At 53.8% G+C, this 13,228-nt stretch carries 16 protein-coding genes; 15 read left to right on the top strand and 1 reads right to left on the bottom strand.

Features of this window, described 5'->3' with window-relative positions; translation table 11 throughout:
• The first annotated feature begins 205 nt into the window (after positions 1-205).
• Positions 206-451 (top strand): excisionase family protein, encoded by a 246-nt coding sequence (gene xisR, locus On2M_RS08590; protein WP_210904644.1) that lies wholly within the window; start codon positions 206-208, stop codon positions 449-451.
• 45 nt (positions 452-496) lie between these two features.
• Entirely contained in the window at positions 497-1,792 is a 1,296-nt protein-coding gene (locus tag On2M_RS08585) for a site-specific integrase (protein WP_210904643.1), read from the top strand.
• Between the two features lie 26 nt (positions 1,793-1,818).
• On the opposite strand, the gene fliE is transcribed toward On2M_RS08585, so the two are convergent.
• Positions 1,819-2,133 carry a flagellar hook-basal body complex protein FliE gene (fliE, locus tag On2M_RS08580; RefSeq protein ID WP_071696982.1) on the bottom strand — a complete coding sequence of 105 codons (315 nt, stop codon included), beginning with the start codon at positions 2,131-2,133 and terminating at the stop codon, positions 1,819-1,821.
• A gap of 216 nt (positions 2,134-2,349) precedes the next feature.
• Here fliE and fliF point away from each other — a divergent pair, with 216 nt between their 5' ends.
• The 13 genes from fliF to fliR all read left to right on the top strand — a co-directional run bounded on the left by fliF (position 2,350) and on the right by fliR (position 12,947).
• Positions 2,350-4,032, top strand: a complete 1,683-nt coding sequence (gene fliF, locus On2M_RS08575; protein ID WP_210904642.1) for a flagellar basal-body MS-ring/collar protein FliF — start codon at positions 2,350-2,352, stop codon at positions 4,030-4,032.
• Positions 4,025-5,023: a flagellar motor switch protein FliG gene (fliG, locus tag On2M_RS08570; protein WP_003030443.1), complete on the top strand. Its 999-nt coding sequence runs from the start codon at positions 4,025-4,027 to the stop codon at positions 5,021-5,023. Before fliF ends, fliG begins: the two co-directional genes overlap by 8 nt.
• Complete coding sequence (fliH, locus tag On2M_RS08565) at positions 5,016-5,723, top strand: flagellar assembly protein FliH (RefSeq protein WP_151218912.1); 708 nt, start codon at positions 5,016-5,018, stop codon at positions 5,721-5,723. Before fliG ends, fliH begins: the two co-directional genes overlap by 8 nt.
• Positions 5,723-7,093, top strand: coding sequence for a flagellar protein export ATPase FliI (fliI, locus tag On2M_RS08560; protein WP_047410431.1), 1,371 nt, complete (start codon positions 5,723-5,725; stop codon positions 7,091-7,093). Before fliH ends, fliI begins: the two co-directional genes overlap by 1 nt.
• Before the next feature lie 21 nt (positions 7,094-7,114).
• Entirely contained in the window at positions 7,115-7,558 is a 444-nt protein-coding gene (gene fliJ / locus On2M_RS08555) for a flagellar export protein FliJ (RefSeq protein WP_016153491.1), read from the top strand.
• Entirely contained in the window at positions 7,555-8,769 is a 1,215-nt protein-coding gene (fliK, locus tag On2M_RS08550; RefSeq protein ID WP_210904641.1) for a flagellar hook length control protein FliK, read from the top strand. The genes fliJ and fliK overlap by 4 nt, the downstream gene beginning before the upstream one ends.
• Before the next feature lie 104 nt (positions 8,770-8,873).
• Positions 8,874-9,341, top strand: coding sequence for a flagellar basal body-associated protein FliL (gene fliL / locus On2M_RS08545; RefSeq protein ID WP_016153493.1), 468 nt, complete (start codon positions 8,874-8,876; stop codon positions 9,339-9,341).
• A gap of 4 nt (positions 9,342-9,345) precedes the next feature.
• Complete coding sequence (fliM, locus tag On2M_RS08540; protein ID WP_048218013.1) at positions 9,346-10,350, top strand: flagellar motor switch protein FliM; 1,005 nt, start codon at positions 9,346-9,348, stop codon at positions 10,348-10,350.
• The gene (fliN, locus tag On2M_RS08535; protein ID WP_003030433.1) at positions 10,347-10,760 is read left to right on the top strand and encodes a flagellar motor switch protein FliN; all 414 of its coding nucleotides are present in this window, start codon (positions 10,347-10,349) and stop codon (positions 10,758-10,760) included. Before fliM ends, fliN begins: the two co-directional genes overlap by 4 nt.
• Positions 10,760-11,137: a flagellar biosynthetic protein FliO gene (fliO, locus tag On2M_RS08530; RefSeq protein ID WP_210904665.1), complete on the top strand. Its 378-nt coding sequence runs from the start codon at positions 10,760-10,762 to the stop codon at positions 11,135-11,137. The genes fliN and fliO overlap by 1 nt, the downstream gene beginning before the upstream one ends.
• Positions 11,137-11,874 carry a flagellar type III secretion system pore protein FliP gene (gene fliP / locus On2M_RS08525; protein ID WP_151218914.1) on the top strand — a complete coding sequence of 246 codons (738 nt, stop codon included), beginning with the start codon at positions 11,137-11,139 and terminating at the stop codon, positions 11,872-11,874. Before fliO ends, fliP begins: the two co-directional genes overlap by 1 nt.
• A gap of 9 nt (positions 11,875-11,883) precedes the next feature.
• Positions 11,884-12,153: a flagellar biosynthesis protein FliQ gene (gene fliQ, locus On2M_RS08520; protein ID WP_003030425.1), complete on the top strand. Its 270-nt coding sequence runs from the start codon at positions 11,884-11,886 to the stop codon at positions 12,151-12,153.
• A gap of 8 nt (positions 12,154-12,161) precedes the next feature.
• Positions 12,162-12,947 carry a flagellar biosynthetic protein FliR gene (fliR, locus tag On2M_RS08515; protein ID WP_151218915.1) on the top strand — a complete coding sequence of 262 codons (786 nt, stop codon included), beginning with the start codon at positions 12,162-12,164 and terminating at the stop codon, positions 12,945-12,947.
• The last annotated feature ends 281 nt before the right edge of the window (positions 12,948-13,228 follow it).

The following is a 13,228-nucleotide window of genomic DNA, read 5'->3' as shown; positions in this document are numbered from 1 at the left end:
GGCGTACCGTTAGCTGAGGCCCCGCTTAAACCTAGTGGAGGGAAGAATACCCAGATGGACCTGATTCAGTTCTGTGACAGCGGACAATGCTTTGTTTGACGCAACTGATAGCCAGTTATGAGCTGGCTATTGGGTGCGAATGCATTGCCACGTTATCCCTTTTGCCCGGCCAAAAGTGCCGGGTTCTTTTTGCCTGGAGACACCCATGAGCGAAATTACCTTAATCGTGCCCAACGACTGGGTAACCGAAGAGAAGCTCGTCGAGATTACCGGCCTTCGTCCTGGCACTATCGAGCGGGCCCGCAAAAATTGCTGGATGATCGGACGGGAATACCTGCACGTTTCCCCGGACGGTGTACCGAAGAAGAACAGCGAATGCATGTACAACAGAAAGGCTGTCGACCAGTGGGTTGAGAGCATGTCAAAGAAACAGCCTGGTGCGCGCCAATGAAGATCCGTTTATGCTTAGCAGGCTCTTGGACGTCAGGAGGGAATAATGGCTAAGTCAGCATACCCAACAGGCGTGGAGAACCACGGCGGAACGCTCCGCATATGGTTCATCTATAAAGGAACCCGGGTGCGTGAAAGCCTCGGCGTGCCAGATACATCAAAAAACAGGAAGGTTGCAGGCGAATTGCGCGCGTCAGTTTGCTTTGCAATAAAGACTGGTAACTTCAACTATGCAGCCCAGTTCCCGGACTCACCGAACCTGAAGAAATTCGGAGTCGAGAATAAGGAAATCACTGTGCTCGAGTTGGCGAACAAGTGGCTTGAGTTGAAGCGGATGGAGATCAGCACCAATGCGATGTCGCGCTATTCATCAATAACGCGCAACATGGTGCCGAGAATTGGTGGGGACAAACTGGTATCTGCGGTGACACAGGAAGACCTGCTTTTTATCAGGAAGGAGTTGCTAACTGGCTATCACGTATTGAAGACAGGACAGAAGACACCAGTAAAAGGAAGATCCGTCAGAACTGTCAACAACTACATGAGAACCATGTCAGGAATGTTTAACTTCGCTGCTGACAGTGGTTATGTTAAGGCGAATCCGTTTAGCGGTATTTCCATGCTTAAACGGTCACGTACTGAACCAGATCCACTCACACGAGAGGAGTTCGTCAGACTCATTAACGCATGTACTCATCAACAACTGAAAAACATGTGGTCGCTGGCAGTGTACACGGGGGTTAGGCATGGGGAACTGGTATCGCTGGCATGGGAAGATATCGATCTGAAAGCAGGAACGATGATGATCCGTCGCAACCACACTTTAACGAAGGAGTTCACCCTTCCAAAAACTGAGGCCGGAACGGACCGTATCATAAACCTGATTCAGCCAGCCATCGATGTGTTGAAGAACCAGGCTGAAATGACCAGGCTGGGCAAGCAGTATCAAGTTGAGGTTAAGCTGCGTGAATACGGTCGTGCTGATGTGCATCCATGCACATTCGTTTTCAACCCACAAATAGTATCGCGTAATGGCCGTGCCGGGCATCATTACGCAGTAGGGTCGATCAACCAGTCGTGGGAGGCGGCAATGCGACGCGCCGGAGTTCGCTATCGCAGAGCATACCAGTCACGACACACTTACGCATGCTGGTCGTTAGCTGCCGGTGCCAACCCAAACTTCATCGCGAAGCAAATGGGGCACACCGACGCGCAGATGGTTTACCGGGTGTACGGATCATGGATGGCAGAAAACAATCATGACCAGGTACTCATACTCAACCAGAAATTGAGTGAGTTTGCCCCATCTATGCCCCACGCGATTGGATCAGATGGGTATTAATTATAACTATCATTAGGTTAGATGACCTAAACCTGCATGGACATCACTTCCTGATACGCCGACACCAGTTTGTTACGCACCTGAATCCCCATTTGCATTGAAACTGACGCTTTTTGCATATCGGTCATCACATCATTCAGCGCAATACCCGGTTCACCGAGGGTAAATTTCTCAGCCTGCACACGGGACGCGGTTTGCACATCGCTGATCCTGTCTAACGCCGCATGCAGTTGACCGGCAAAGCTGACGGTCGGTTGTGGCTGCATATCCTGCATTTTTGCTGACATCGCCGTAGCCTGTAGCTGGCTGATAACCCCTTCAATCCCCTGTATTGCCGACATTCTGATCCCCTGGATGATTTTTTACGTAGTTGAGATTACCAGTTAGTCAATAAGATAAAGGCGTTAAATAACGATAAAAAACCACGGTTTTTAACGCATAGAAAAATTCGAAACCGCAAATAATGAGACCGTCAATTTTTCGAGTTTGCTGACCCGGGAGTGAGTCTTGTTCCACTTTGCAAAAAACGCCGTCCACGATAAGCCACGAGGTGCGAGATGAGTGCGACAGCATCGACTGCAACCCAGCTTAAACCTCTCGAGTGGTTAAATCGCCTGCGCGCGAATCCCAGAATTCCTCTGATTGTGGCGGGAGCCGCTGCCGTCGCTATCATCGTGGCGATGGTTTTGTGGGCCAAAGCGCCTGACTACCGTACGCTGTTCAGCAATCTTTCCGATCAGGACGGTGGCGCAATTGTTACCCAACTGACGCAGATGAACGTTCCCTATCGTTTCACTGAGGGAAGCGGCGCGATTGAAGTTCCTGCCGACAAAGTCCATGAACTGCGTTTACGTCTGGCGCAGCAAGGCCTGCCCAAAGGCGGCGCGGTGGGTTTTGAGCTGCTGGATCAGGAAAAGTTTGGTATCAGCCAGTTTAGCGAGCAGGTCAACTACCAGCGCGCACTGGAAGGTGAATTAGCCCGTACCATCGAAACACTGGGACCGGTAAAACGCGCCCGCGTGCATCTGGCAATGCCAAAACCGTCGCTGTTTGTACGTGAGCAAAAAGCGCCTTCTGCCTCCGTCACCGTCAATCTCGAGCCGGGTCGTGCACTGGATGAAGGTCAGATCAGTGCGGTCACGCATCTGGTATCCAGCGCTGTTGCAGGGTTACCGCCCGGCAACGTTACGCTGGTCGACCAGGCGGGGCATTTATTAACCCAGTCGAACACCAGCAGCCGCGACCTTAACGATGCGCAGCTGAAATACGCCAGCGACGTCGAGGGCCGCGTTCAGCGTCGTATCGAATCGATTCTGTCGCCAATTGTCGGCAACGGTAATGTTCATGCGCAAGTCACCGCGCAGCTTGATTTTGCCAATAAAGAGCAAACCGAAGAACAGTACCGTCCAAACGGTGATGAGTCTCAGGCCGTGCTGCGTTCTCGTCAGTTGAACGTCAGTGAGCAGATCGGTAGTGGAGCACCAGGCGGCGTGCCGGGCGCATTGTCTAATCAGCCAGCACCCGCCAATACTGCGCCAATCGCCAACCCACCGGCGAATCAGCAAAACGCGCAAAATACGCAAAACGCGCAAGCGACGAATAACAGTAATAATGCGGGCCCGCGCAGTACTCAGCGCAATGAAACCAGCAACTATGAAGTCGACCGTACGATTCGCCACACCAAAATGAACGTTGGCGATGTGCAGCGTCTCTCGGTGGCAGTAGTCGTCAACTATAAAACCTTGCCAGACGGCAAACCGCTGCCGTTGACCGCCGAGCAGATGAAGCAGATTGAGGATCTGACCCGCGAGGCGATGGGTTTCTCCGACAAGCGTGGTGACACCCTGAACGTGGTGAACTCTCCCTTCACGGCGACTGATGACTCAGCTGGCGAACTTCCGTTCTGGAAACAGCAGTCCTTTATCGACCAGTTAATGTCCGCTGGCCGTTGGTTGCTGGTTCTGTTGGTGGCCTGGATCCTGTGGCGTAAGGCTGTTCGCCCACAGTTGGTCCGTCGCAGCGAAGAAGCGAAAGCGATACAAGAACAAACACGTATCCGTCAGGAAACCGAAGAAGCGGTAGAAGTTCGCCTCAGCAAAGACGAGCAGACCCAGCAACGTCGTACGAACCAGCGTCTGGGCGCAGAAGTCATGAGCCAACGTATTCGTGAAATGTCAGATAACGATCCGCGCGTCGTGGCGCTGGTCATTCGCCAGTGGATGAGTAACGATCATGAGTAATGCCCTTACCGGTACCGACAAAAGCGTCATTCTGTTGATGACCATTGGCGAAGATCGCGCGGCGGAGGTGTTTAAGCACCTCTCCACGCGCGAAGTTCAGGCGCTCAGTACAGCGATGGCGAACGTACGCCAGATCTCCAACAAGCAGTTGACGGAAGTACTGGCCGAGTTTGAACAAGAAGCCGAGCAGTTTGCCGCGCTCAATATCAACGCTAACGAATATTTGCGCTCCGTACTGGTGAAAGCGTTGGGCGAAGAACGCGCCTCCAGCCTGCTGGAAGACATTCTGGAAACCCGCGATACCACCAGCGGTATTGAAACGCTCAACTTTATGGAGCCGCAAAGCGCCGCCGACCTTATCCGCGACGAGCATCCGCAGATTATCGCCACCATTCTGGTACACCTCAAGCGGGGCCAGGCGGCTGATATTCTGGCGCTGTTCGACGAACGTTTACGTCACGACGTGATGCTGCGTATCGCTACTTTCGGCGGCGTCCAGCCTGCCGCGCTGGCAGAACTGACCGAGGTACTAAACGGCCTGCTCGATGGCCAGAATCTCAAACGCAGCAAAATGGGCGGCGTGAGAACGGCGGCAGAAATTATCAACCTGATGAAAACTCAGCAAGAAGAAGCGGTTATTACCGCCGTACGCGAATTCGACGGCGAACTGGCGCAGAAAATTATCGACGAGATGTTCCTGTTCGAGAACCTGGTGGACGTCGACGATCGCAGTATTCAGCGCCTGCTGCAGGAAGTGGATTCCGAATCACTGCTGATTGCTCTGAAAGGTGCCGAACAGCCGCTACGCGAGAAGTTCCTGCGCAACATGTCGCAACGTGCTGCCGATATTCTGCGCGACGATCTCGCCAACCGCGGTCCGGTGCGTTTGTCGCAGGTGGAAAACGAACAGAAAGCAATCCTGCTTATTGTGCGTCGTCTGGCAGAAACCGGCGAGATGGTGATAGGCAGCGGCGAGGATACTTATGTCTAACGAATTGCCGTGGAAAGTCTGGACCCCGGACGACCTCGCCCCACCGATGGCGGAGTTCGTACTGGCCGACCACAGCGAAACGCCGCTGTCAGAAGAGACAGAAGAGCCAGAGCTTTCCCCTGAGCAACAGCTTGAACAGCAGCTCGCACAGTTGCAAATGCAAGCCCATGAGCAAGGTTATAACGCGGGTTTGGCAGAAGGTCGCCAAAAGGGTCACGAACAAGGTTATCAGGAGGGGCTGAGTCAGGGGCTGGAACAAGGCCAGGCCCAGGCACGCGCGCAGCATGCCCCCATCCATGCCCGCATGCAGCAGTTGGTGAGCGAGTTTCAGAATACCCTGGATGCGCTGGACAGCGTCATTGCCTCACGCCTGATGCAAATGGCGCTGGAAGCGGCGCGTCAGGTTATTGGTCAGACGCCAATCGTGGACAACGCTGCGCTGATTAAGCAAATCCAACAGCTGTTGCAACAGGAACCGCTGTTTAGCGGTAAGCCGCAGCTACGCGTACATCCCGACGATCTCCAGCGTGTGGAAGAAATGCTCGGTGCCACACTCAGTCTGCACGGCTGGCGACTTCGCGGCGACCCGACGCTGCATCACGGCGGCTGTAAAGTCTCCGCCGACGAGGGCGACCTGGATGCCAGCGTCGCCACGCGCTGGCAAGAACTCTGCCGTCTGGCAGCGCCAGGAGTCGTGTAATGACCACACGCCTGACTCGCTGGCTCAATACGCTGGACAACTTCGAAGAGAAAATGTCGCTGCTGCCTGCGGTACGCCGTTATGGTCGCCTGACTCGTGCCACCGGGCTGGTACTGGAAGCCACAGGTCTACAGTTGCCGCTGGGCGCCACCTGCGTCATTGAACGTCAGGACGGCAACGAAACACAGGAAGTCGAAAGTGAAGTCGTGGGCTTTAACGGCCAACGTCTGTTTCTGATGCCGCTCGAAGAGGTCGAAGGCGTTCTGCCCGGCGCACGCGTGTATGCAAAGAACATTGCCGGGGAAGGTCTGCAAAGCGGGAAGCAATTACCGCTTGGCCCTGCTCTGCTCGGGCGTGTGCTTGACGGCAGCGGAAAACCGCTCGACGGCCTGCCCGCCCCGGACACCACCGAAACGGGGGCATTGATTACACCGCCGTTTAACCCCCTGCAACGCACCGCGATTGAACACGTTCTGGATACTGGCGTACGCCCTATCAACGCATTGTTAACCGTCGGACGCGGTCAGCGTATGGGTCTTTTCGCAGGTTCCGGCGTCGGTAAAAGCGTCCTGCTCGGCATGATGGCGCGCTATACCCAGGCCGATGTTATCGTCGTCGGTCTGATTGGCGAGCGCGGTCGCGAAGTTAAAGATTTTATTGAAAATATTCTCGGCGCTGACGGTCGCGCACGCTCGGTGGTGATTGCCGCTCCGGCAGACGTTTCGCCGCTGTTACGTATGCAAGGCGCGGCTTATGCCACGCGTATCGCCGAAGATTTTCGCGATCGCGGACAGCACGTATTGCTGATTATGGATTCCCTCACCCGTTATGCGATGGCGCAACGTGAGATCGCGTTGGCGATCGGCGAACCACCGGCAACGAAAGGTTATCCACCCTCGGTATTCGCTAAATTACCGGCGCTGGTCGAACGTGCCGGGAACGGCATTCACGGCGGCGGTTCAGTCACCGCATTTTATACGGTACTGACTGAAGGCGACGACCAGCAGGATCCGATTGCCGATTCCGCGCGCGCGATTCTGGACGGCCACATCGTCTTGTCCCGTCATCTGGCTGAGGCGGGCCACTATCCGGCTATTGATATTGAGGCTTCTATTAGTCGCGCCATGACCGCGCTCATTAGTGAACAACACTATGCGCGGGTGCGTAACTTTAAACAGCTGTTATCCAGCTTCCAACGCAACCGCGATCTGGTCAGCGTGGGCGCGTATGCCAAAGGCAGCGATCCGATGCTGGATAAAGCCATCGCCTTATGGCCACAACTGGAAGCATTCTTACAGCAAGGTATTTTTGAAAGAGCTGACTGGGAAGATTCTCTGCAGGCTTTAGAACTGATTTTCCCTGGTGTGTGATTAAGCAGGAGAGCATAGGTCATGGCACAACATGGTGCATTAGCAACATTGAAAGACCTGGCTGAAAAAGAGGTAGATGACGCCGCTGTCTTATTGGGAGAGATGCGTCGTGGCTGTCAGCAGGCGGAAGAGCAGTTGAAAATGCTGATCGATTATCAGCATGAGTATCGCAACAATCTGAACAGCGACATGGGCCAGGGTATTACCAGCAATCGCTGGATCAATTACCAACAATTTATTCAGACGCTGGAAAAAGCGATTGAGCAACATCGCCAACAGCTCAATCAATGGACGCAGAAAGTAGACCAGGCATTGAACAGTTGGCGCGACAAAAAACAACGTTTACAGGCGTGGCAGACACTGCAGGACAGACAAACTTCGGCGGCATTACTGGCCGAAAACCGCCTGGATCAGAAAAAGATGGATGAATTTGCTCAGCGCGCAGCTATGAGGAAACCCGAATGATTACTTTACCCCAACTGATTACTACCGACACCGATGTAGCCGCAGGTCTTCAGTCAGGCAAAGCGGTAGATTCACCCGAGGATTTTTTAGCGATACTGGCTGGCGCATTAGGTGTGGGCGACGCACAAGGTAAAGCCGCCCCGCTGTCGCTGGCCGATTTACAGGCGGCAGGCAGCAAACTGCAAAAAGGGTTGTTACAAAAAAATGGTGACCCAACACCGTCGCTCAAGTTAAGTGAACTGCTGGCGCAAAAAGAGATACATAGCGATGCATCCCTTGCCGACATGACTGACGCCCAGCAACTGTTGTCAGCCCTCACGCCATCGCTGAAAGCGAATGCTATGACAACATTGGGTAAAGTGACTCAGCAGGATGAAAAAAACACCTCGCTGAGCGATGACGATCTCGCCAACCTGAGCGCGCTGTTCGCTATGCTGCCAGGCCAACCGCTGACCACACCAGCCGTTGACAGCACGCCTGTACCTGTTGATGCGACGCTTTCAACGTTAACACGCGGCACGGCACATGGCGCTATCGCTGATAACGCGGGCGATTTGCTGCCCGGTGATGCCAAAAAAGGCAAAGCGAATAATGCGGCACCTGGTGGTAGCGTAGATCAGACCAACACTCCGACGCTAACCCCGCTGACGGCAGCGGCGGCGACCCGAGCAGAAATTGAAAGCACCCCTTCACCGACCAGCATTGGCGTGACGGCGGCGCCGTTAAGCGGCCCGCAGCCCCATGCACAACCGTTACCGACAGCCGCACCGGTGCTTAGCGCGCCATTGGGAAGCCACGAATGGCAGCAAGCACTAAGTCAGCACGTTACGCTGTTCACGCGCCAGGGTCAGCAAAGCGCAGAACTGCGCTTGCATCCGCAGGACCTGGGCCAGGTGCATATTTCCCTCAAACTGGATGATAACCTCGCTCAGCTGCAAATGGTTTCGCCGCACAGTCACGTGCGCGCAGCGCTGGAAGCTGCGTTACCAATGCTGCGAACTCAACTGGCTGAAAGCGGGATCCAGCTTGGACAAAGCAATATCAGCAGCGAAAGTTTTGCTGGCAATCAGCAATCTTCCGGGCAGCAACAGCAGGCGGGTCGCGCCCAGGGACAAGATATTTTTGCCGCTGAAGATGACGCCGTACTGGCAACGCCTGCCTCACTGCAAGCCGCAGCACGTGGTGATGGAGCTGTAGACATCTTCGCCTAACGCCAGAGGTAGCATGATTATCCGCGTCTTTTCCACGCTTTGTCGTGGACAGGACACGGGATAATCAGCCCATAAGCTGTACCGAAACAGGAAGCCCGTATCTGATGACTGACTCCGCGATTAACAAAAAAAGTAAACGCGCTATTTGGATCCCTCTGCTGGTATTAATTACCCTCGCCGCCTGCGCAACTGCGGGGTATAGCTACTGGCGCATGCAGCAGCAGCCGTCCGCCAGCGTCAAAGCGGAACCGGCTCCACCGCCTGCCCCGGTGTTCTTCGCGCTGGACACTTTTACCGTCAATTTGGGTGATGCGGACCGAGTGCTGTATATCGGTATCACGTTGCGCATGAAAGACGAGGCGACGCGTTCACGTCTGAACGAATATCTGCCAGAAGTACGCAGCCGTTTGCTGCTGCTGTTCTCTCGTCAGAACGCAGCCACGCTTGCCACTGAAGAAGGTAAGCAACAGTTGATTGCCGCCATCAAAGAGACGCTCGCGACTCCGCTCGTTGTTGGACAACCCAAACAGGTTGTCACCGACGTTCTTTATACAGCTTTTATTCTGCGGTAAAGACATGGGCGACAGTATTCTTTCTCAGGCTGAAATCGACGCATTGCTTAACGGCGATAGCGAGACTAAAGACGAACCCATTTCCGGTATCGCAAAAGAAAGCGATATTCGTCCTTATGATCCCAACACCCAGCGCCGCGTGGTACGTGAGCGTTTACAGGCGCTGGAGATCATTAACGAACGCTTCGCGCGCCAGTTCCGTATGGGATTATTTAACCTGTTACGCCGCAGCCCGGATATTACCGTGGGTGCGATCCGTATCCAGCCCTACCACGAATTTGCGCGTAATTTACCCGTTCCGACCAACCTGAACTTAATCCACCTGAAGCCACTGCGCGGTACGGGTCTGGTGGTGTTCTCTCCGAGTCTGGTATTTATCGCTGTAGACAACCTGTTTGGCGGCGATGGCCGCTTCCCGACCAAAGTGGAAGGTCGTGAATTTACCCATACCGAACAGCGCGTCATCAACCGCATGTTGAAGCTGGCGTTGGAAGGCTACAGCGATGCCTGGAAGGCCATCAATCCGCTGGAAGTGGAATACGTTCGTTCGGAGATGCAGGTGAAATTTACCAATATCACCACCTCGCCAAATGACATTGTGGTGAATACCCCATTCCACGTTGAGATTGGTAATCTGACCGGTGAATTTAACATCTGTCTGCCATTCAGCATGATTGAACCGTTGCGCGAGCTGCTGGTGAACCCACCGCTGGAAAACTCGCGAAATGAAGATCAGAACTGGCGCAATAATCTGGTGCGTCAGGTTCAGCATTCTGAGCTGGAGCTGGTGGCAAACTTTGCCGACATTCCGCTGCGGCTATCCCAGATTTTAAAACTAAAACCCGGCGATGTACTGCCGATTGAAAAACCCGACCGCATTATTGCTCATGTGGACGGCGTGCCTGTACTGACCAGCCAGTATGGCACTGTGAACGGTCAGTATGCGTTACGCGTAGAACATCTGATAAACCCGATTTTGAATTCGCTGAATGAGGAACAGCCCAAATGAGTGATATGAATAATCCGTCCGATGAGAACACTGGCGCATTGGACGATCTGTGGGCTGACGCATTAAACGAGCAAAAAACCACGCCTACCAAAAGTGCGGCTGATGCGGTATTCCAGCAGTTAGGTGGCGGCGACGTCAGCGGTGCCTTGCAGGACATCGACCTGATCATGGACATTCCGGTCAAACTAACCGTCGAATTAGGCCGTACCCGTATGACCATCAAAGAGCTGCTGCGCCTGACGCAGGGTTCGGTCGTCGCATTGGATGGTCTGGCTGGCGAACCATTGGATATTCTGATCAACGGCTATCTGATTGCTCAGGGTGAAGTGGTAGTCGTCGCGGATAAATACGGCGTACGTATCACCGACATTATTACCCCCTCTGAACGTATGCGCCGTCTGAGCCGTTAATCATGAATACCCAGGCGACAGTTTCTCAGCCAGCCGCCGTCCCCGGCTCACCGCTGATGCAGGTCAGCGGTGCGCTGCTCGGGATTATCGTATTGATCCTGGCTGCGGCCTGGGCCATTAAACGTCTGGGATTTGCTCCCAAAAGCGCCGGTACGCGCGGACTGAAAGTTGCGGCGAGTACCTCACTGGGCCCGCGTGAGCGCGTGGTGATTGTTGAGGTTGAAGATGCACGGCTGGTGCTGGGCGTAACCGCCTCGCAAATTAACGTCCTGCACACCCTGCCCCCGGTCCCTGCCGATGCAGAAGAAAAAACGGCCTCCCCCGCGGATTTCCAGGCCATGATGAAAAGTTTGCTCAAGCGTCCCGGGAGACCCTGATGCGCCGTTTGTTATTCCTCACGCTGGCAGGCTTATGGCTTTTCAGCCCCGTTGCCCTCGCCGAGCTCCCAGGCCTGGTTAGCCAGCCGCTGCCGGGCGGCGGACAAAGCTGGTCTTTGCCAGTGCAAACGCTGGTGTTTATCACCTCGCTGACATTCTTGCCCGCCATTTTGCTGATGATGACCAGCTTCACTCGCATCATCATTGTTTTCGGCCTGCTACGAAATGCGCTTGGAACACCCTCTGCGCCGCCAAACCAGGTGCTACTCGGGCTGGCGCTATTTTTGACCTTTTTCATCATGTCGCCGGTAATCGACAAAATCTACGTCGATGCATATCAGCCCTTCAGCGAAGAGAAGATCTCCATGCAGGAAGCCATGGAGAAAGGCGCGCAACCGCTGCGTGAGTTTATGCTGCGACAAACCCGTGAAGCAGACCTGGCGCTGTTCGCCCGTCTGGCAAACAGCGGTCCACTACAGGGACCAGAAGCCGTACCGATGCGGATTTTGCTTCCGGCCTATGTCACCAGCGAGCTGAAAACGGCATTCCAGATAGGCTTTACCATTTTTATTCCGTTTCTGATTATCGACCTGGTTATCGCCAGCGTGCTGATGGCGCTCGGGATGATGATGGTTCCACCCGCCACGATCGCGCTGCCGTTCAAGCTGATGTTGTTTGTACTGGTGGACGGCTGGCAGCTGCTTGTCGGCTCGCTGGCACAAAGCTTTTACAGTTAGAGGCGCGAAATGACTCCTGAATCGGTCATGATGATGGGCACAGAGGCGATGAAAGTCGCCCTGGCCCTTGCCGCACCTTTACTGTTGGTCGCCCTCGTCACGGGTCTAATCATTAGTATTCTGCAGGCTGCGACCCAGATTAACGAAATGACGCTGTCCTTCATTCCCAAAATTGTCGCGGTTTTTATTGCCATCATCGTTGCCGGCCCGTGGATGCTTAACCTGCTGCTCGACTACGTGCGTACGCTGTTCAGCAATATCCCTTATATCATCGGGTAGATGACATTATGTTGCAGGTGACCAGCGTTGAGTGGCTCCACTGGCTGAATCTTTACTTCTGGCCTTTGCTGCGCATCCTGGCACTCATCTCGACGGCTCCTATTCTCAGCGAGCGCGCCATCCCCAAACGGGTAAAACTGGGGCTGGGATTGATGATAACCGTCGTTATCGCCCCGTCGATTCCCCCGGTAGATGTCCCTATCTTTTCTGTTGAAGCGTTATGGCAAGCAATGCAACAGATCCTCATCGGCATCGCCTTAGGCTTTACCATGCAGTTTGCGTTTGCTGCAGTGCGCACCGCCGGGGAATTAATTGGTCTGCAAATGGGCCTCTCATTTGCAACATTCTTCGACCCTGGTAGCCGTCTGAATATGCCGGTCCTGGCGCGACTGATCGACATGCTCGCGATGCTGTTGTTCCTGACCTTTAACGGCCATTTGTGGCTGATTTCGCTGTTGGTCGATACCTTTCATACGTTGCCCATCGGCGGTAATCCGGTGAACAGTAATGCCTTTCTCGCGCTGGCGCGTGCGGGTAGCCTGATTTTCCTCAACGGACTCATGTTGGCACTGCCGATAATGACGCTGCTACTCACACTCAACCTTGCACTCGGCTTGTTGAATCGCATGGCACCGCAGCTGTCGATTTTCGTCATCGGTTTTCCACTCACCCTTGCCGTGGGTATTTCATTAATGGCGGCCCTGATGCCATTAATTGCGCCGTTCTGCGAGCGATTATTCAGCGAGATTTTTAATTTGTTGGCTGATATTGTCAGCGAAATGCCCGGGAAATAATAACCCTTAATTTTTATCCTGTTTACTAAGGATTATCCTAAATTTAAAAAGCAACAACATCCACCAGGATATACCTGTCGCGGCTTATTTGTTTTTGTCTCACTCACATAAAGCAACATTTACTTTACTTTAAGATGTTTCCTGGCAAATTATACGCAACTTTACGGGATAGTAATTTCGCCTGAAAAACAGCGAAAGCGTCATCTTAGGTCGTTATTATTCCGTTTAGTTGTGATGAAATAATCAGGTAAGGGGAATTATCGTTACGCATTGAGTGAGGG

It is taken from the genome of Citrobacter sp. On2M (genome assembly GCF_018035235.1).
Taxonomy (GTDB): domain Bacteria; phylum Pseudomonadota; class Gammaproteobacteria; order Enterobacterales; family Enterobacteriaceae; genus Citrobacter; species Citrobacter meridianamericanus.
Note: the sequence above shows the minus strand (reverse complement) of the source record. Positions and strands in the feature narration are given on the sequence as shown.

Coding starts and splice junctions, on each gene's coding strand:
- fliQ (WP_003030425.1), top strand. CDS start 11,884: ATGACTCCTGAATCGGTCATGATGATGGGCACAGAGGCGATGAAAGTC.
- fliG (WP_003030443.1), top strand. CDS start 4,025: ATGAGTAATGCCCTTACCGGTACCGACAAAAGCGTCATTCTGTTGATG.
- fliM (WP_048218013.1), top strand. CDS start 9,346: ATGGGCGACAGTATTCTTTCTCAGGCTGAAATCGACGCATTGCTTAAC.
- fliN (WP_003030433.1), top strand. CDS start 10,347: ATGAGTGATATGAATAATCCGTCCGATGAGAACACTGGCGCATTGGAC.
- fliL (WP_016153493.1), top strand. CDS start 8,874: ATGACTGACTCCGCGATTAACAAAAAAAGTAAACGCGCTATTTGGATC.
- fliR (WP_151218915.1), top strand. CDS start 12,162: ATGTTGCAGGTGACCAGCGTTGAGTGGCTCCACTGGCTGAATCTTTAC.
- xisR (WP_210904644.1), top strand. CDS start 206: ATGAGCGAAATTACCTTAATCGTGCCCAACGACTGGGTAACCGAAGAG.
- fliF (WP_210904642.1), top strand. CDS start 2,350: ATGAGTGCGACAGCATCGACTGCAACCCAGCTTAAACCTCTCGAGTGG.
- fliJ (WP_016153491.1), top strand. CDS start 7,115: ATGGCACAACATGGTGCATTAGCAACATTGAAAGACCTGGCTGAAAAA.
- fliP (WP_151218914.1), top strand. CDS start 11,137: ATGCGCCGTTTGTTATTCCTCACGCTGGCAGGCTTATGGCTTTTCAGC.
- fliI (WP_047410431.1), top strand. CDS start 5,723: ATGACCACACGCCTGACTCGCTGGCTCAATACGCTGGACAACTTCGAA.
- fliK (WP_210904641.1), top strand. CDS start 7,555: ATGATTACTTTACCCCAACTGATTACTACCGACACCGATGTAGCCGCA.
- fliE (WP_071696982.1), bottom strand. CDS start 2,133: ATGTCGGCAATACAGGGGATTGAAGGGGTTATCAGCCAGCTACAGGCT.
- fliH (WP_151218912.1), top strand. CDS start 5,016: ATGTCTAACGAATTGCCGTGGAAAGTCTGGACCCCGGACGACCTCGCC.
- On2M_RS08585 (WP_210904643.1), top strand. CDS start 497: ATGGCTAAGTCAGCATACCCAACAGGCGTGGAGAACCACGGCGGAACG.